This is a genomic window from Pseudophaeobacter sp. 1A16562, assembly GCF_041008785.1.
Taxonomy (GTDB): domain Bacteria; phylum Pseudomonadota; class Alphaproteobacteria; order Rhodobacterales; family Rhodobacteraceae; genus Phycobacter; species Phycobacter gallaeciensis_A.
In genome coordinates this window covers 1-17445 of record NZ_JAXGFT010000005.1, presented here as the reverse complement: position 1 = coordinate 17445, position 17445 = coordinate 1, and the positions used below count along the sequence as shown (strand labels likewise).

General features: G+C 60.9%; 15 protein-coding genes and 1 tRNA gene. 8 read left to right on the top strand and 8 right to left on the bottom strand.

What is annotated here, in order from left to right:
* Positions 1–175 precede the first annotated feature (175 nt).
* Positions 176–1855, top strand: a complete 1680-nt coding sequence (locus SM764_RS08370) for an ABC transporter permease (RefSeq protein WP_065271780.1) — start codon at positions 176–178, stop codon at positions 1853–1855.
* On the opposite strand, the gene SM764_RS08365 is transcribed toward SM764_RS08370, so the two are convergent.
* The 4 genes from SM764_RS08365 to SM764_RS08350 all read right to left on the bottom strand — a co-directional run bounded on the left by SM764_RS08365 (position 1852) and on the right by SM764_RS08350 (position 4596).
* A complete protein-coding gene (locus SM764_RS08365; RefSeq protein ID WP_274833035.1) occupies positions 1852–2748 on the bottom strand; it encodes a CobW family GTP-binding protein in 897 nt (298 codons plus the stop codon). The two genes, SM764_RS08370 and SM764_RS08365, sit on opposite strands and share 4 nt — an antisense overlap.
* Positions 2749–3045: 297 nt before the next feature.
* Positions 3046–4062: a Fe(3+) ABC transporter substrate-binding protein gene (locus SM764_RS08360; RefSeq protein ID WP_369001511.1), complete on the bottom strand. Its 1017-nt coding sequence runs from the start codon at positions 4060–4062 to the stop codon at positions 3046–3048.
* A gap of 253 nt (positions 4063–4315) precedes the next feature.
* Positions 4316–4441: a type B 50S ribosomal protein L36 gene (ykgO, locus tag SM764_RS08355; RefSeq protein WP_008562923.1), complete on the bottom strand. Its 126-nt coding sequence runs from the start codon at positions 4439–4441 to the stop codon at positions 4316–4318.
* 80 nt (positions 4442–4521) lie between these two features.
* Positions 4522–4596 (bottom strand) — tRNA-Val (locus tag SM764_RS08350).
* A gap of 158 nt (positions 4597–4754) precedes the next feature.
* Here SM764_RS08350 and SM764_RS08345 point away from each other — a divergent pair.
* Complete coding sequence (locus SM764_RS08345) at positions 4755–5615, top strand: N-formylglutamate amidohydrolase (protein ID WP_369001510.1); 861 nt, start codon at positions 4755–4757, stop codon at positions 5613–5615.
* 31 nt (positions 5616–5646) lie between these two features.
* On the opposite strand, the gene SM764_RS08340 is transcribed toward SM764_RS08345, so the two are convergent.
* Entirely contained in the window at positions 5647–6939 is a 1293-nt protein-coding gene (locus SM764_RS08340; protein WP_369001661.1) for a DNA polymerase IV, read from the bottom strand.
* A gap of 97 nt (positions 6940–7036) precedes the next feature.
* Here SM764_RS08340 and SM764_RS08335 point away from each other — a divergent pair, with 97 nt between their 5' ends.
* The gene (locus tag SM764_RS08335) at positions 7037–7444 is read left to right on the top strand and encodes an NUDIX hydrolase (protein ID WP_369001509.1); all 408 of its coding nucleotides are present in this window, start codon (positions 7037–7039) and stop codon (positions 7442–7444) included.
* A 156-nt stretch (positions 7445–7600) separates the two neighbouring features.
* Positions 7601–7894, top strand: coding sequence for a hypothetical protein (locus SM764_RS08330; protein WP_274833031.1), 294 nt, complete (start codon positions 7601–7603; stop codon positions 7892–7894).
* Between the two features lies 1 nt (position 7895).
* Here SM764_RS08330 and pyrF read toward each other — a convergent pair whose 3' ends face one another.
* Positions 7896–8609, bottom strand: coding sequence for an orotidine-5'-phosphate decarboxylase (pyrF, locus tag SM764_RS08325; RefSeq protein ID WP_274838155.1), 714 nt, complete (start codon positions 8607–8609; stop codon positions 7896–7898).
* A 276-nt stretch (positions 8610–8885) separates the two neighbouring features.
* Between pyrF and clpB the strand changes: the two genes are divergently transcribed.
* Positions 8886–11504 (top strand): ATP-dependent chaperone ClpB, encoded by a 2619-nt coding sequence (clpB, locus tag SM764_RS08320; protein ID WP_369001508.1) that lies wholly within the window; start codon positions 8886–8888, stop codon positions 11502–11504.
* An 82-nt stretch (positions 11505–11586) separates the two neighbouring features.
* Here the strand turns inward: clpB and SM764_RS08315 are convergent, their stop codons facing one another.
* Together SM764_RS08315 and SM764_RS08310 are read right to left on the bottom strand one after the other, a co-directional pair.
* Complete coding sequence (locus SM764_RS08315; RefSeq protein WP_369001507.1) at positions 11587–13035, bottom strand: methyl-accepting chemotaxis protein; 1449 nt, start codon at positions 13033–13035, stop codon at positions 11587–11589.
* A gap of 201 nt (positions 13036–13236) precedes the next feature.
* Entirely contained in the window at positions 13237–13686 is a 450-nt protein-coding gene (locus SM764_RS08310) for a DUF302 domain-containing protein (RefSeq protein ID WP_065271772.1), read from the bottom strand.
* Positions 13687–13813: 127 nt separating this feature from the next.
* On the opposite strand from SM764_RS08310, the gene SM764_RS08305 reads away from it, so the two are divergent.
* The 3 genes from SM764_RS08305 (at position 13814) to msrQ (ending at position 16870) form a co-directional block, all read left to right on the top strand.
* Entirely contained in the window at positions 13814–15304 is a 1491-nt protein-coding gene (locus SM764_RS08305; RefSeq protein WP_368999887.1) for an FMN-binding glutamate synthase family protein, read from the top strand.
* 70 nt (positions 15305–15374) lie between these two features.
* Positions 15375–16274: a protein-methionine-sulfoxide reductase catalytic subunit MsrP gene (gene msrP / locus SM764_RS08300; protein WP_065271770.1), complete on the top strand. Its 900-nt coding sequence runs from the start codon at positions 15375–15377 to the stop codon at positions 16272–16274.
* Complete coding sequence (gene msrQ, locus SM764_RS08295; RefSeq protein ID WP_369001506.1) at positions 16274–16870, top strand: protein-methionine-sulfoxide reductase heme-binding subunit MsrQ; 597 nt, start codon at positions 16274–16276, stop codon at positions 16868–16870. The genes msrP and msrQ overlap by 1 nt, the downstream gene beginning before the upstream one ends.
* Positions 16871–17445 lie beyond the last annotated feature (575 nt).

The following is a 17445-nucleotide window of genomic DNA, read 5'->3' as shown; positions in this document are numbered from 1 at the left end:
TGGAGAGCCGGGCCCCGTAAGGACGCCCGGCTTTTTTCTATCCGAAACCGGGGCCGGGCGTATTCGCCGCAGGGCAGGGCGCTTGCCAGTTTCCTGCTGGAGTTTCCGACAAAAATGATCGAAATAGAGGGGTGTTCCGACCCGCAGTGGGATTCACCAAAGCGATGAGCGACCGATGACTGAAGCCAGCCACACTCCAGACTACGCCCCAAAGGGAAGCCGCCTTGGGCGCAAGGCCGGGACACGCGTCTTTGCCGTGCTGGGCTGGGTCGTGGCGCTGGCTTGCGTCCTGCCGATGCTGGCCGTGGCGCTGGCGGGGATGGTTGGCGGCACGGATACCATCGCGCATCTGGCCGGGACGGTGCTGCCACGCTACCTGATCACGACGGTGGTGCTAGTGGTTCTGGTCTCACTTGGAACCCTGTTGCTGGGTGTCGGGGCGGCCTGGCTTGTCACCATGACCCGTTTTCCTGGCGTGCGCCTGTTTGAGGTCGCGCTTGTCCTGCCGCTGGCCTTCCCGGCTTATGTGCTGGCCTATGCCTATACCTTTGTTCTGGATCACCCCGGCATCGTGCAGACCACCCTGCGACAGGTGACGGGCTGGGGCCCGCGCGATTACTGGTTCCCGGAGATCCGCTCTCCGGGTGGGGCGGCGGTGATGCTGATCTTCGTCCTTTATCCCTATGTCTATCTGCTGGCGCGGGCGGCATTCTTACAGCAAAGCGCTGGCGCCTTCCTGGCGGCCCGGGCACTGGGGAAAAGTGCATGGGAGGCCTTCTGGCGTGTCAGCCTGCCGATGGCGCGGCCGGCGATTGCCTCGGGCGTGCTGTTGGCGGTGATGGAGACCATCGCCGATTTCGGTACCGTGTCCTATTTCGGGGTGCAGACCTTTGCCACAGGGATCTACACCAGCTGGTTCTCGCTCGCGGATCGCGCCGGGGCGGCGCAGCTGGCGCTCTGCCTTCTCAGCTTTGCGCTGATGCTGGCGGTAGTGGAACGCTCCACCCGCGGCAAGGCGCGCTATCATCAGGCGGGCAAGCATCACGCTGAAATGCCGCCTGCTGACCTCACCGGTTTGCGCGCCGTCGCCGCCTGGGTTCTGTGTGCGATTCCCGTGGTGCTGGGCTTTGTGCTGCCGGTGGTGATCCTGTGCAATATGGGGCTGCAATCCGAACAGGACCTGTTCAGCCGCCGTTATATCGGGTTCATCCAGAACTCTCTGCTTCTGGCCTCGACTGCTGCGGTGATCACCGTGCTGGCGGCGGTGATCCTTGGTTTTTATCAGCGACTGCGTCCGGGACGCAGTTCTGCACTCGCGGCCTATATGTCACGGCTGGGCTATGCGGTGCCGGGCGGGGTGATCGCGGTGGGGCTGATGGTACCGTTCGCGGCCTTTGACAACGCTCTCGATGCCTGGATGCGGGCGACCTTTGATATCCGCACCGGCTTGCTGATCACCGGATCCATCTGGCTCCTGGTGGCCGCCTATATGGTGCGGTTCCTCGCGGCGGCTCTTGGTGCCTATGAGAGCGGCCAGTCCACCGTGCACGCCAATATGGATGCGGCTGCCCGGTCGCTGGGACAAAGCCCGCTGGGCATGCTGCGCCGGGTGCATCTGCCGATCCTGACGCCAAGCCTGCTGACCGCGCTGCTGATTGTTTTCGTGGATGTGATGAAGGAACTGCCCGCAACGCTGATCATGCGGCCATTCAATTACGATACGCTGGCGGTGCAGGCGTACCGGCTGGCCTCGGACGAGCGGCTGGAGGGCGCTGCGGTGCCGTCGCTGGTCATCATGGCGGTGGGGTTACTGCCGGTGATCCTGATCTGCCGACAGGTTGGACGCCGCCGTTAGGCGTGCCCACCTGTCTGGCTCTGAGCGTCAGGCTGGCCCGTCCACCAGGCCTCGATTTGTTCAGGGGAAATCCGCCCGGCAGGCCCAAGCCCGACCAGAAGGGTTTCGTCGGCATCGCAGTGACGGGCTTCGACATGGCGGCCGACGATATGCAGCTCATAGGCACCGCCGGTGGTCAGTACGTAGCCTTTCATGCGGTAAAGACCGTCGGGGCGGCTGGCCAGTTTGTCGCCCAACGCGCGGCGATCCAGAACGTCGCGGCTTTGATGTTGCCAGGTGGCATAGGCGGGATGCGCGGCCACGGAGCGGCCTTTGGGCAGGGGCACGACGTCAAACAGGAGATCAGAAACTGGCGCACCATCCAGAACCGTCGGGGTACGCGCCCCCGCGGCCTTCAATTGGTCAGCCAGATCCGCATCAATATCTTCGCATTTGGAGACCAGAACCAGGTCAGCGGCGCGGATTTGCTGCAGCACCTGGGGGGCAATCTCTTCATCCTGCAGAAGGGTATCGGCATTGAGCCCATCCACCACGGTGACAATGCCGGCATAGCTAAAGCCGCTTTCGCCCATGACGGTATTTGCGATGGCGACTGGATCGGAGATACCGCTGGCCTCGATCACCAGATGGCCGGGCTGTTCCGGCCGATCCAGGATTTGCCGCAGCGTCAGCGCCAGATCCGTTCCCATGGTGCAGCAGATGCAACCATTGGTCAGGGCGATGGTGCCGTTTTCCGTATCGCGGATCAGATCGGCGTCGATGTTGATGGCGCCGAAATCGTTGACGATGACGGCCAGGTCCAGCCCGTGCGACTCGGCGAGGATGCGATTGATGAGGCTGGTTTTACCTGCGCCGAGGTAACCGCTGATAATCGTGACAGGCACCCTTTTCACAGCATGGTTCCTTGTCGTGCGATATCCCGGAAACCCTGCATGTGCCTTTAACCCCTCACTTGAAAATTCCGCAAATCTATAGGCGGCAGTAGGGTGCAGGTCCAGAAATTCAGCAACAAAGTTGCCGGATTGCAGGCGTAAAGGCGCTAAAGGATCATTTTGGGAGCGGGCAATGGCCGATTCTGAAAATCCGGGTCTTGAGTTGAGACATTCTGACCATCTGCAATTCTCAAAAAGGACAAAAAGGCGCGAGGGGGTCTCGCGCCTTTTTTAAAATTCGAATCATCCTGAGGTGGATTATTTCCAGCCTACCGCATCAAAGATCTTCTGTGCTTCGGGGATGTTCTTGGCCACGTCGGACAGGTTGATGTCGTCGGGTTTGAAATGGCCAAGGGCAGCGATGCTGGGGGCGAGGCCCACGCCCGGCACGGCCGGGTATTCGTCATTGCCTGCCGAGAAATACTGCTGCGCCTGATCCGAGGCGAGATACTCGAGGAACTTGATCGCGTTATCGCGGTTCGGGGCATGTGCCGCAATGCCGCCACCGGACAGGTTCATATGCGCGCCCTGTTCGTTTTGCGCCGGGAAGATCCAGCCGATCATGTCACGCGAATCGGAGAGGCCTTTGACGTCTTTGCGGATCGAGCGGGCAAAGTAATAGCTGTTCGCCACGGAAATTTCGCACTCGCCCGAGACGATGCCGCGCAGCTGGTCGGTGTCACCACCTTGCGGATCACGCGCCATGTTGGCAACCACGCCTTCGGCCCAGGATTTGGCGACATCGCTGCCCTGGTGGGTGATGATCGAGGCCAGCAGGGTCTGGTTGTAGGTGTTGGTCGAGGAGCGGATACAGACCAGCCCCTTGTACGCCGGATCGGCCAGATCAAGGTAGGTCTGCGGCGGGTTGGCCACGTCAGCCTTGTCGTAGAAGATGATCCGGGCGCGCTGGGAAAAGCCGAACCACTGGTTGTCTGCGTCCTGCAGGTAACCGGGCACGCGCGCCTCCAGCACGTCGCTGTCGATGGATTGCAGCACGCCTGCATCCTTGGCGCGGGCCAGACGCGAGGTGTCGACGGTCAGCAGGATATCGGCAGGGGAATTCTCGCCCTCGGCCTGCATGCGGGCAATCAGCTCATCCGCCTTGCCTTCGATCCGGTTGATGCGGATGCCGGTTGCCTCTTCGAAGTCCGAATATAGGCGTTCATCGGTGTCGTAATGGCGCGAGGAATAGAGGTTTACCTCTCCCTCGGCGGCGGCCGAGGTCGCAATGGTGGCGGCCAGAGCGCCTGCCAGTATCGTGGTCGCTTTCAACATGGTTACTCCCATCAAGCTTCGGTATGTCTTTCCGACTGATTTAGTCGATTATAGGATTCCGAAGCGGATGAAAACAAAAACTGACAATTTTACTTGGAGAAAATTCACGGGCTGGCTGCGGGTCAGTGGGCAAGGTCGTATCGGCTCGTTTCGGTAAGCGCCGCCGCTAAAACGCAAAAAAACCGCATCCGAAGATGCGGTTTTCAAAATACGCTGTGACTGTCGTGCAGTCCCAGATCCGGTCTGGTGGATCTTAGCCCTGACGCGCTTTGAAGCGGCGCTGGGTCTTGTTGATCACGTAGACGCGGCCCTTGCGACGCACAACGCGGCAGTCACGGTGCCGGTTCTTGAGCGAGCGGAGCGAGTTCTTGACCTTCATGGTCCTTCTCCTGTTCTGCGGCGCGAACCAGCGCCTGGGTTAGCGGGTGTTCCGACCCGTGGGCCAAAACAATGAATTCATGGTGGGCGATACAAGGTTCGAACTTGTGACCCCTTCGATGTCAACGAAGTGCTCTACCGCTGAGCTAATCGCCCATGAAACCCTTGCAACATCCTGCCCCAGAAACAAACGGGGCGCGGGATGCCGCGCCGGTGAAGGGGTCTATAATAAGAGTCGCGGAGGGGTGCAAGAGCTTTTGACCCCAGAAATTTCCAGTCTATGCTGTTTTTAGATCTAAGGGGCCGGAGCCGGGATGTCCGACGCAGCATTTTCTGTCATGTCGCCGCAACATTTGCGGTCTGCAATCGTTTTTGCATCGCCTCATAGTGGCGCCGATTACCCGCCGCAGTTCCTTGAACAATCGATTCTCGATCCGCACCGGATCCGCAGTTCCGAAGATGCCTTTGTCGACCGGCTTTTTGCTGCAGCGCCTGAATATGGTGCGCCGCTGCTAAGAGCGGTAAAGCCGCGCGCCTATCTGGATTTGAACCGCTCTCCGGAGGAGTTGGACCCGGCGCTGATCGAAGGGGTGATGCGGCGCGGCCAGAATCCCCGCGTGGCCTCGGGACTGGGGGTGATTCCCCGGGTCGTTGCCGGCGGGCAGGCGATCTACCGGGGTAAACTGCCCCTGACTGAGGCCCGCAGGCGCATCGACAGCTACTGGCGCCCCTATCACCGGGCGCTGCAGGGATTGCTGGATCAGGCCCATATCGGGTTTGGCCATGCGATTTTGATCGATTGTCACTCGATGCCGCACGAGGCGCTGGAAACCATGCCCACCCGATCTGGGCAGATGCCGGACGTGGTACTGGGGGATCGGTTTGGGGCTGCGGCGGCGGGTGAGATCGTTGATCGTGTCGAAGCCGCCTTTACCAGTGTTGGTTTGCGGGTGGCCCGCAACGCGCCCTTTGCCGGCGCCTATATTACGCAGGCCTATGGTCGCCCGTCGCGCAATCAGCACGCGATCCAGGTGGAAATCGACCGCTCTCTTTATATGGATGAGGCCACGATCCGGCCCAATGGCAATTTCGCCATCCTTCAGGACGCTTTGCGTGGTGTCATCGCAGCAATGACAGATTCGGTGCAGGAACAGCCTCCGCTTGCCGCCGAGTAAGAGCCCGCTGCGGGTCTGGGCAGGAGCGATCCTAACGCAAGGCGCGCCCTTTCAGGATGGCGCCATCTCCAAACCGTTTGCGGATGGCATCGCTGGCCCGTTCGGCTCCGGCACGCTGGCTGGCCTGCGGGTCCAGAAGGTCGCCGGTCACATCGGCCTGATCGGCGAGCACCAGATCGGCAATGCCGCAGCCAAGCAGGCGATAAGGCCCCTGATCGCCCACCTGATCCAACAGGGCGCGTGCTGTGCGATAGATCGTATCGGCCATCTGGGTGGGGCTGCGCAGGGCGATGCGGCGGGTCAGGGCCGAATGATTAGCCCGTTTCAGTTTCAGCGTCACCACGCGCCCGGCCTTTTCCTTGGCCTTGGCCCGGTCCGACACCTGAGTCGCCAGCCGCCACAGATGGCCGTCCAGAACTTCGGTATTGGCTGTATCCTCAAAAAACGTTGTTTCCTTGGAGATCGATTTCACTGGCGCATTGGCAGAAACGCGGCGCCGGTCCTCGCCGCGGGCCAGATGCCACAGCCGGTCCCCCATCGAGCCGAAGCGGGCGTGCAGATCTTGCCGGTCCCAGCGCAGAAGATCAGCAAAAGTGCGAATCCCCGCCTTGTCCAGCGAAGCCTGCGCCGCAGGACCAATGCCCCAGATCAGCCGCACCGGTTTGTCGTGCAGGAAATCTGCGGTCTCGGATTTACCGATCACCGAAAATCCGCGCGGCTTGTCCAGATCTGAGGCAACCTTGGCCAGGAATTTGTTGTGGCTGAGGCCGATCGAGCCGGTGATTCCCAGCTCGTCCTTCATGCGTTTGACCAACCGCGCCAGCATCACGGCGGGCGGCGCCCCGTGCAGTTTTTCGGTGCCGGACAGATCCATGAAGGCTTCGTCAAGTGACAGCGGTTCCACATCCGGCGTCAACTCGTTCATCATTTCGCGTACGGCGCGGCTCACCTCGGCATAGACCTGCATCCGGGGCTTGATCACCACTGCATCGGGGCAAAGCTTCAGTGCCTGAAACATCGGCATCGCGGATTTGACGCCGCGGATACGCGCCACATAGCAGGCGGTGGAGACCACCCCGCGCCGCCCGCCGCCGATGATCACCGGCTTGTCGGCCAGCGCCGGGTCATCGCGTTTCTCAACGCTGGCATAGAAGGCATCGCAATCCATATGGGCGATGGTCAGCGAAAACAGTTCGTCATGCACCTTGACGCGCGGACTGCCGCAGGCCGGGCAACGCAGTGGGCGCCGCTGCGGCGGTGCGATCTGGCGCAGGCAGTCTCGGCACAGGGCGGAAGACTGCGAAGATGGGGATGAGGCGGGCATGGCAGGCGGGTAGGGGGCTTCGTTGAAACGGTGCAGGATGAGTTTACTCCGGCCCGGCAATATTGTCTTTAGGCCATCGCGGGGCCATGTTCATGTCATGACATTTTCAGGTGCAAAACTGGCCTTGTTTCTGGGCCAGAAAATCGTGGTCATCCTGCGCGATGACAAGCCCGACATTCCCTATCCCGGTCATTGGGATCTGCCCGGCGGCGGACGGGAGCAAGAGGAAAGCCCCGAGGTTTGCGCGCTGAGAGAAACCGAGGAAGAGATCGGGCTGCAACTGGCCCCGTCTGATCTGGTCTGGTCGCGCCGCTACAGTCGACCGCGCGGATATGTCTGGTTCTTTGTCTCCCATCAGCCTGCGGGATTGGTGTCGGACATCCGATTGGGATCTGAGGGGCAGCGGTGGGCGCTGATGGATCCACGGGAGTATTGTGCGCATCCCCTGTCCGTGCCGCATTTCGCCGAACAGCTGCAGGGCTATCTCGGCGAGGTCGGAGGTTAGCAGATAGGCTCGCGCCGTGGAGGTTGTTCAAGAAAAATCCCCCGCGCGAAACGGCGGGGGCAGGTGACGAACCTCAGGAAGAAGAGTTCGTCTGGGGAGTGTTGAGACCAGAATCGCCGATCCGACTCCCTGACGCAAATTTTGCACTTCCCCGAAATGGATGCTCTGCCACAGCCTGTGCTTTTCCGGGCACAGCTGTGTGGCGGCTCTGGGGAGGTCAGTTTTGGTATTCTAGTTAAATATTATGAGGTTGACGTAGGGTTAGGTCGGTTTTCAGGAAATTTCGGCGGGAAATATTTTGCCGACCATGTCGTGCAAATTCTGCCTGAAAATTGGGCAAACCGCAGTGGTAAGGTTTGCCGGATGGGCGCGGCGGCCAAGACGGACGCACTGACCGCCACCCCTGATACGGTTATTGGGACTGCGTTCAGCCGCAATGCGGCTCGCTGAATTACAGACTGCGCAGCTCGGACAGAATGTCTTCGGCGGCCTTGCGCGGGTCTGCTGCCTTCCAGATCGGGCGACCGACAACGATGTGATCGGCGCCATCGGCAATGGCGCTGGCCGGGGTGGCAACGCGTTTCTGGTCTCCCAGATCCGCACCGGCCGGGCGCACGCCGGGGGTGACGATCAGCTTGCCTGCCGCCTCGGGCAGGGCGCGGATCAGGGCGGCTTCCTGCGGGCTGGCGATCACCCCGTCGGCTCCGGCGGCAAAGGCATTTCCTGCACGCTCCTGCACCAGATCGCGGATCTCTCCGGGTTTGATCAGCGCCCCATCAAGGTCATCGCGATCCAGCGAGGTCAGGATGGTGACGGCGAGGATCTTCATGTCCTTGCCTGCTGCGCCTTCCTTGGCCGCGCGCACCACATAGGGGTCGCCATGCACTGTCAGGAAATCCAGATCGAACTGCGCCAGCCCGCGCACGGCGTTTTCCACCGTGGCGCCGATGTCGAACAGTTTCATATCGAGGAAGATCCGCTTGCCCAGCTCCTGCTTCATCTCATTCGCCAGCGCCAGCCCGCCGCCGGTCAGCATGCCAAGACCGATCTTGTAAAAGGACACCGCATCGCCAAGCCGCTCGGCCAGTTTCAATCCTTCGATTGCGTTGGGAACGTCCATGGCAACGATCAGGCGGTCGTCGGCAATCGGGGCAGTGGCAGACATGGCGGGTCTCCGGTTTTGTGAAAACGTGACAGGGGATGCGGAATTGCGCTTTCCTAATCCGCACGGGGCGGTTGGGAAAGCCTAAAAAACAAGGCATTTGGCGCAGCGCCTGCCCATGAGAATTTGATTGAGGTCAGAGATTTTGCATCTCTTTGCGGTCAATATGCTCTTGAAGAGGGGGCGAGACCTCCCAAATTGGAGTGTGAGGCCCGGACCGGGGCGTGCCGCAAAGCGGGCGCTGCCATATTGATCGGGCGCTTGTAAAAGGAGAGAGAGATGGACTTGACCAAGTTCACTGAGCGTGCACGCGGTTTCGTGCAGGCGGCGCAGACAATTGCTCTGCGCGAAGAGCACCAGCGCATGGTGCCCGAGCACCTTTTGAAAGCTTTGATGGATGACGATCAGGGGCTTGCTGCCAACCTGATCACCCGCGCGGGCGGCGATGCCACCCAGGTTGCCGGATCTGCGGATGCGGCTGTTGCCAAGTTGCCCAAGGTCAGCGGCGACGGCAGCCAGATGTATCTGGATCAGCAGACCGCCAAGGTGCTGGATGAAGCCGCCAAGATTGCCGACAAGGCAGGCGACAGCTTTGTCCCGGTCGAGCGTGTCCTGATGGCGCTTTGCATGGTGAAATCCAAGGCCAAGGACGCGCTGGAGGCAGGCAGTGTCACCGCGCAGAAGCTGAACGAGGCGATCAACGACATTCGCAAGGGCCGTACCGCCGATAGCGCCACCGCCGAAGAAGGCTATGACGCGCTGAAGAAATACGCCCGCGACCTGACCGAAGCCGCCCGCGAGGGCAAGATCGACCCGATCATCGGCCGGGACGAGGAAATCCGCCGCGCCATGCAGGTGCTGAGCCGCCGCACCAAGAACAACCCGGTTCTGATCGGTGAGCCGGGCGTCGGTAAGACTGCCATCGCCGAAGGCATGGCGCTGCGCATCGTCAATGGCGATGTGCCGGAAAGCCTGCGCGACAAGCAGCTTCTGGCGCTGGACATGGGGGCGCTGATCGCCGGTGCGAAGTACCGCGGTGAGTTCGAAGAACGCCTAAAGGCGGTCCTGACCGAAGTGACCGAAGCCGCCGGTGAGATCATCCTGTTCATCGACGAGATGCACACTCTTGTGGGGGCGGGCAAATCCGATGGTGCCATGGATGCGGCCAACCTGATCAAGCCTGCGCTTGCACGGGGTGAGCTGCACTGCATCGGCGCAACCACTCTGGATGAATACCGCAAGTATGTCGAAAAGGACGCGGCCCTTGCACGCCGGTTCCAGCCCGTGATGGTCTCCGAGCCGACGGTGGAGGACACCATTTCGATCCTGCGCGGCATCAAGGAAAAGTACGAGCTGCACCACGGTGTGCGCATCGCTGATGCGGCGCTGGTGGCGGCGGCAACCCTGTCGAACCGCTATATCACCGACCGGTTCCTGCCGGACAAGGCCATCGACCTGATGGACGAAGCTGCCAGTCGTCTGCGCATGCAGGTGGACAGCAAGCCCGAAGAGCTGGACGCGCTTGACCGCCAGATCCTGCAGATGCAGATCGAGGAAGAGGCGCTGAAGCTGGAAGACGATGCCGCCTCGCGCGATCGTCTGGAGACGCTGCAAAAGGAACTGTCGGACCTGCAGGAGCAATCCGCAGAGATGACCGCCCAGTGGCAGGCCGAACGTGACAAGCTGGCCGGCGCCCGTGATCTGAAAGAGCAGCTCGACAAGGCGCGCGCTGAACTGGATATCGCCAAACGCGAAGGCAACCTCGCCCGCGCGGGTGAGCTGTCCTATGGCGTCATCCCGGGGCTGGAAAAACAGCTGGCCGAGGCCGAGGAGAAGGAACAGCAGGGTCTGATGGTCGAAGAGGCCGTCCGCCCCGAGCAGATCGCCGGTGTTGTCGAGCGCTGGACCGGGATCCCGACCTCCAAGATGCTGGAAGGCGAGCGTGAGAAACTGCTGCGGATGGAAGACGACCTGCACGCCCGTGTGATTGGTCAGAACTCTGCCGTGACGGCGGTGGCCAATGCGGTGCGCCGGGCACGTGCGGGGCTCAACGATGAGAACCGTCCGCTGGGCAGCTTCCTGTTCCTCGGGCCGACCGGTGTCGGTAAGACCGAACTGACCAAGGCCGTGGCTGAATTCCTGTTTGATGACGACAATGCGATGGTGCGCATCGACATGTCCGAGTTCATGGAGAAACACGCGGTGGCGCGCCTGATCGGTGCTCCTCCGGGCTATGTCGGCTACGAGGAAGGTGGCGTGTTGACCGAGGCCGTGCGGCGGCGTCCTTATCAGGTGGTTCTGTTTGACGAGGTCGAAAAGGCGCATCCGGATGTGTTCAACGTGCTCTTGCAGGTTCTGGATGACGGTATGCTGACCGATGGTCAGGGCCGCACCGTGGACTTCAAGCAGACGCTGATCATCCTGACTTCGAACCTTGGCGCGCAGGCGCTGAGCCAGTTGCCCGAAGGCGCTGATGCATCGGATGCCAAGCGCGACGTCATGGATGCGGTGCGGGCGCATTTCCGCCCCGAATTCCTGAACCGTCTGGACGAGACGATCATCTTTGATCGTCTGGCTCGCGCCGATATGGACGGCATCGTCAAGATCCAGCTCAAGCGGCTTGAGAAGCGTCTGGCCGATCGCAAGATCACCCTGCAACTGGATGAGGGTGCGCAGACCTGGCTGGCCGACGAAGGCTATGATCCGGTGTTCGGTGCCCGCCCGCTGAAGCGCGTGATCCAGCGTGCCTTGCAGAACCCGCTGGCCGAATTGCTGCTGGCTGGCGATATTCGTGACGGGGACACCGTACCGGTTTCTGCCGGGGCGGATGGTCTGATCATCGGCGACCGGATCGGAACCACCGACCGGCCCAAGCCGGACGATGCCGTGGTGCACTAAGCCCCCGCTCGATCCTTGCGGATGAAACGCAGAAGGCCCGCCAGAGATGGCGGGCCTTTTCTATAATTGGGGCACGGGATGTTCAGAAGTCTTCCCAGGTCTCCACATTCCCCGGTGTGGCTGACCGCGCTGTCGCGTTGCCTGTAGCCGCCGAAGGTGTTGCGACCGGGGCCTGTGCGCGCTGGGCGGCATTGAAGCGCACCACGTTCGCGCGGCCCTCAGTCCCGGCGCCGTTGCCGGTTCTGAACTGAGCCACTTGTTGTGACAGGTTTTTAGCGTTGTTGGCCATGATCTGGCTGGCGCCGGAGGCGTCTTCGACCATTGCGGCATTGCTTTGGGTGACTTCGTCCAGCTGTCCCATGCCCATGTTGATTTCGGACAGGGTCGCGGATTGCTCCTGCGTTCCCCGTGCGATGTCGCTGACGTGGCCGGAAATCGTGCTGACGCTTTGGATGATCGATTTCAGCTCCCCGCCGGCGCGGCCGACCAGATCGACGCCCGTTACCACATGGCCCGAGCTTTCGGTGATCAGCAGCTTGATCTCTCCGGCGGCATCGGTCGACCGTTTCGCCAGCGCCCGCACCTCGGAGGCAACCACGGCAAAGCCACGGCCTGCTTCGCCCGCCCGGGCGGCTTCGACGCCGGCGTTGAGCGCCAGCAGGCTGGTCTGGAAGGAAATGTCGTCGATGACGGTCAGAATGGTTGAGATCTTTTCCGAGGAGGCGCGGATCTGATCCATCGCATCAATGGCTTCCTGCACGACGGTGCTGCTGCCCGCGGCGGTGGTCTGCGCCTCTGTCACGATTCGCTCCACATCCTGCGCGCCCTGTGCAGCGGATTTGACGGTTGTGGTCAGCTCTTCAATGGCGGCTGCGGTCTGTTCCAGGGTTGCCGCCTGGGTTTCAGTGCGCTGTGACAGTTCTGCCGAAGACTGGCTGATGCCAGTCGCTGCGTGCTCTACAGTTTCCGACACGGATTTGACCGCCGAGATGACCGTTTCCAGCTGCGTGACCGCCGCGTTGAAATTTCCGGCCACGGCGCCAAGGTCGGGAATGTCAGAGACTGGAATACGGTGATCCAGCGCGCCGTCGCGCAGTGCGACCAGCCCGTGCGAAATATCCTGGATCGCCTTGCGGCGGTAGGTGATGTCGGTGCCCAGCTTGATGATCTTGCGCACCTGTCCCGCCGCGTCCAGAACCGGCGCAAAGGTCGCCTGGATCCAGACTTCGGCGCCTGATTTGGACCGCATGGGGAACTGGTCGGTGAAATGCTGCCCCTGTTCAAGCGCCTGCCACAACTCCCGGAACTGAGGGCCACTGGCATAGTCTGCGGAGACAAGCATTCTGTGGGCCTTGCCGGTGATTTCCTGTTCGGTATAGCCGAGGGAAGAGAGAAAATTCTCGTTTGCGCGCAGGATCGTTCCGTCAGGTGTGAATTCGATGACTGCTTGTGTCTTCTCTATGGCTGCCAATGTACCCAGCAAATCGTCTTGTTCTTGTGTGCGTTCTGCAGACTTGAATTTGAAAAACATTGGACCTCTTCTTCAGCAATGCATTTCCCGGCAGGCGGGATGAAGAAGAGATATTTTCGCGGTATTAATTTAGCATGAAATTTAGTGACTTATCGAGGGCCGCCGACAGCAGCGCCCCGCCCGGAACCGGTGATCCCGGTCCCGGGCAATCTCTGTGCTGACCGCACACACATATATATGTGTGTGTTCAGGGGCGGCGCCTTATTCCTCGATCGCCTCGCGGGCGATGCCGTCCAGCAGTTCCTGAATCACCTGCATCTCGCCCTCGGGGAAGGCACGGAAGCCGATGGTGATCTCTTCCTCGCCGGGGATCTGGGCGACGAAGATGTCATAGGGGCAGAACATGATGTTCATCGGGTCGGCTTCCATCACCTGCCGCGACAGCTGCGCCGAGCAGAAGGAATAGACGTCAGCCTTTTCGAACAGAACGACGTCAGAGCCGACATCGGCGCGGGTGCGTTCCAGCATATCGCCCACGTGGCTGATGTGGTCGACGACCAGACCGCGGTCGGTGATGGCGCTTTCCAGGCCAAAGGTCACGTCGTCAAAGGACAGCGTGGTTTTGTAGCTGACCATGCCTTCGGCCTGGGCGCTGGCGCCGAGGGACAGGGCGGTGGCCGTGGCGGCAACGGTGGCTGCGAAAAAATTCATGATTTATCTCCCTTTTGTGAGCAAAGCTCGCTTGCCCGCCCCGGCGTTCCCCCTCAGTCTGGGGGCAGGGCAGGCGGTGTCTGGGCCGCGCGCCTCACTGAATATATAGGTACATAGGAGTTTTTGCATGGGTATTGCGGCGAATGCCATAGAATTCCTGGCGCTTGCATTTGTTTTTGCGCTGGGGGCGGTCGGGCTGCTGTTGCTGGTCCTGTTTCTTGTGGACAGGCTTCAGACCGAGGATGCGATCCGGCGCAACTACCCTGTCATCGGACGCTTCAGGCATCTGTTCAGTACGCTAGGCGAATTCTTCCGTCAGTATTTCTTTGCCATGGATCGCGAAGAACTGCCGTTCAACCGGGCGCAGCGCGACTGGGTGAGCCGGGCCAGTGAGGGTAAGGGAAACACGGTGGCCTTTGGTTCAACCCGCAATACTTCGGTGCCGGGCACGGCGATTTTCGTCAACGCGCCCTTTCCGCCGCTGGATGATCAATACGCCAGTTCCGAACCCATGGTGATCGGGGCAGGGGCACGGGTGCCCTATCTGGCGCCCTCCTTTTACAACATTTCCGGGATGAGCTACGGCGCCCTGTCACGCCCCGCTGTCCGGGCGCTCAGCCGCGGCGCGCGTGAGGCGGGCGTCTGGATGAACACCGGTGAAGGCGGGCTCAGCCCGTTTCATCTTGAGGGCGGCTGCGACATTGTTTTCCAGATCGGCACCGCGAAATACGGCGTGCGCGATGAACACGGCAACCTGAGTGACGAAAAGCTGTGCAAGGTGGCCGAACATCCGAACGTGCGGATGTTCGAACTGAAGCTGTCGCAAGGGGCCAAACCGGGTAAGGGCGGCATCCTGCCTGCGGCCAAGGTCAACGCCGAGATTGCCGAGATCCGCGGCATCCCCGAAGGCAAGGCGAGTATATCTCCCAACCGCCACCCCGAGATCGGAACGTTCGATGATCTTCTCGACATGATTTCTCATGTGCGCGAGGTCACGGGCAAACCGGTCGGGATCAAAACGGTGGTCGGCTCCGAAGCGGTGATGCGGGAAATGTTCATGAACATCGCCTCGCGCCCGGGTGATGCGCCGGACTTCATCACCATCGATGGCGGCGAAGGTGGCACCGGCGCAGCCCCCATGCCGCTGATCGATCTGGTCGGCATGTCGGTGCGCGAGGCGCTGCCGATGGTCTGTAACCTGCGCGATGAATACGGGATGAAGGAGCGCATCCGCCTGATCGCCAGTGGTAAGCTGGTCAATCCGGGCGATGTGGCCTGGGCGTTGGCCGCAGGGGCCGATTTCGTGACCTCGGCGCGCGGCTTCATGTTCTCCCTTGGCTGCATTCAGGCGCTCAAATGCAACAAGAACACCTGCCCCACCGGTATCACCACCCATGATCCGCGCCTGCAAAAGGGTCTGGTGGTCGAGGATAAGGACAAGCGCGTGGCCCGGTTTGCCCGCGAGGTGATCCACGAGGTCGAAACCATCGCCCATTCCGTGGGGGTGGCCGAGCCGCGTCAGCTGCGGCGGCGCCACGTGCGCATCGTACAGGGGGATGGCACCTCCCGTCCGATGAACGAGATCATGCCAGGTTACAGTGCTATCGCGGAGTCGTGACAGGATATGTTTTGGTCCGTGGCCTCTCCCGCGCTAGCTCTGGTAACGAACATGGAAAAAGGAGCCCGCAATGGCACGTCGCTGGACCAATACCCTGACCGAGGCTGATATCACCCCCGAAGCGGCCTTCTGGAACCGCCGCCAGATCATGGCGGGCATGGCCGGGCTTGGGCTGAGCACGCTGGCGGGCGGCGCCAAGGCCGAGACGCTGGAGCCCAACAGCTGGGACGACGTGACCAGCTATTGTAACTTCTACGAATTCGGCACCGGCAAGGGCGATCCCGCAGCCTATGCCGGACAGATGACGACCGAACCCTGGAGCGTCCGGATCGATGGCATGGTTGACCGGCCCGGCGCCTATGACTTTCAGCAGATCCTCAGCGAGATGACGATCGAGGAACGCATCTACCGCTTCCGCTGTGTCGAGGCCTGGTCGATGGTGGTGCCCTGGAACGGGTTTGAACTGGCGGATCTTCTGAATATGGCAGGCGTGCAGGAAGGGGCGAAATACGTGGCCTTCGAAACGCTCTACCGCCCCTCGGAAATGCCGGGCACAGCCTACCGGGTGCTGGACTGGCCCTATCGCGAGGGGCTGCGCCTGGATGAGGCGATGCATCCGCTGACCCTGATGGCAACCGGCATCTTCGGTAAACCGCTGCCAAATCAGAACGGCGCCCCCCTGCGTCTGGTGGTGCCATGGAAGTACGGTTTCAAGTCGATCAAATCGGTGGTGCGCATTACCGTGACGGATCAGGAACCGCCCACCAGCTGGAACATGGCCAATGCCCGCGAATACGGGTTCTACAGCAACGTGAACCCAAAGGTGGATCACCCCCGCTGGAGCCAGGCCACCGAACGGCGTATCGGCGGCGGTCTTTTTGCAGGCCGGGAGCCGACACTGATGTTCAATGGCTATGAAAAAGAGGTCGCCTCTCTTTACGAGGGGATGGATCTGGCCAAACACTTCTGATGGATGGCCTGAACCAGCTGCTGCGCCGTGTTCCGGTTTGGAGTGTCTATCTGCTGGGCCTCCTGCCGGTGCCGGTGCTGTTCTTTCTGGGGCTCACCGGCGGCCTTGGTGTCGAGCCGGTCAAGGCGCTGGAGCACGAATATGGCGAGCTGGCGCTGAAGTTGCTGGTGGCGGTGCTGGCGGTGACCCCCTTGCGCCGTTACGCCGGGCTGAACCTGATGCGGTTCCGCCGGGCGCTGGGGGTCCTCTCCTTTATATATGTGCTGTGCCACCTTTTGGTGTGGCTGCTGCTGGATGTGCAGATCCCATCCCAGATTCTCGCTGATATCCTGAAACGTCCCTATATCACCATCGGCATGGCGGCCTTTGTGCTGCTCCTGCCGCTCGCGGTGACATCGAACAATGCCTCTGTGCGCCGACTCGGTCCGCGCTGGCGCATTCTGCATCGCCTGACCTATCCGGCCATTGCCCTTGGGGCGCTGCACTATGTGATGTTGGTCAAAGGGTTTCAGATCGAACCGCTGGCCTATCTGGCCGTGATTCTTACGCTTCTGGCCCTGCGCCTGCCCGTAATCCGCAGAAAAGCCACCACCTGATCGTGCCTCGGGCCCATCAAATCGCTTAAAACATGGGCGCATGAAGGTTTTTTGAAAAAACCGCCCGGAATCGAAAATTTCTGCTTGCGCCCTCCGGCCCTTAGGACTAGAACCCCCTTCACCGGCGGCGCTGAGGCGCTACGGGGCGCGGCGGAGACGCAGCTGACGGATCGGAAAGACGGTTGAGACACTCAGGAGAGACTGAGGCATCTTTGAGGATGAGGCAGGCGGGCGCGCTGAGAGATTGGCGCATCTGTTTGTTTTGGCCGCTGGGTGTTGCTCTTTGACATTGATATATAACTGAAGAGATATGTGGGCGGTTTGGTTCATTTCGATGGATCAACGTCTGTATATCGCGCCTTTAGCAAAGCCGATGATGCTGCTCTCAAGTAGCGAAGCGGTAGAGCGATGATAAGGTGTCAGCTTCACTGTTTGTACGGCTTCGGTTTCTTTTGAAACCAAGCACACAAACAGAGACTTTCATCAGGATTAGCCTCCTGATGAAGATGTGCAGAGGTTCGAACGTCAAGGATATGCGAGCAATCGCATTTCAACTTGAGAGTTTGATCCTGGCT

Excerpts from the sequence above, each read along its gene's own strand:
- ykgO (WP_008562923.1), bottom strand. The coding sequence starts at position 4,441 with ATGAAGGTCAAGAACTCGCTCCGCTCGCTCAAGAACCGGCACCGTGAC.
- SM764_RS08340 (WP_369001661.1), bottom strand. The coding sequence starts at position 6,939 with ATGCCCGCCTCATCCCCATCTTCGCAGTCTTCCGCCCTGTGCCGAGAC.
- SM764_RS08370 (WP_065271780.1), top strand. The coding sequence starts at position 176 with ATGACTGAAGCCAGCCACACTCCAGACTACGCCCCAAAGGGAAGCCGC.
- SM764_RS08345 (WP_369001510.1), top strand. The coding sequence starts at position 4,755 with ATGTCCGACGCAGCATTTTCTGTCATGTCGCCGCAACATTTGCGGTCT.
- pyrF (WP_274838155.1), bottom strand. The coding sequence starts at position 8,609 with ATGTCTGCCACTGCCCCGATTGCCGACGACCGCCTGATCGTTGCCATG.
- msrQ (WP_369001506.1), top strand. The coding sequence starts at position 16,274 with ATGGATGGCCTGAACCAGCTGCTGCGCCGTGTTCCGGTTTGGAGTGTC.
- SM764_RS08315 (WP_369001507.1), bottom strand. The coding sequence starts at position 13,035 with ATGTTTTTCAAATTCAAGTCTGCAGAACGCACACAAGAACAAGACGAT.
- SM764_RS08310 (WP_065271772.1), bottom strand. The coding sequence starts at position 13,686 with ATGAATTTTTTCGCAGCCACCGTTGCCGCCACGGCCACCGCCCTGTCC.
- SM764_RS08335 (WP_369001509.1), top strand. The coding sequence starts at position 7,037 with ATGACATTTTCAGGTGCAAAACTGGCCTTGTTTCTGGGCCAGAAAATC.
- SM764_RS08305 (WP_368999887.1), top strand. The coding sequence starts at position 13,814 with ATGGGTATTGCGGCGAATGCCATAGAATTCCTGGCGCTTGCATTTGTT.
- SM764_RS08360 (WP_369001511.1), bottom strand. The coding sequence starts at position 4,062 with ATGTTGAAAGCGACCACGATACTGGCAGGCGCTCTGGCCGCCACCATT.
- clpB (WP_369001508.1), top strand. The coding sequence starts at position 8,886 with ATGGACTTGACCAAGTTCACTGAGCGTGCACGCGGTTTCGTGCAGGCG.
- msrP (WP_065271770.1), top strand. The coding sequence starts at position 15,375 with ATGGCACGTCGCTGGACCAATACCCTGACCGAGGCTGATATCACCCCC.
- SM764_RS08330 (WP_274833031.1), top strand. The coding sequence starts at position 7,601 with ATGGATGCTCTGCCACAGCCTGTGCTTTTCCGGGCACAGCTGTGTGGC.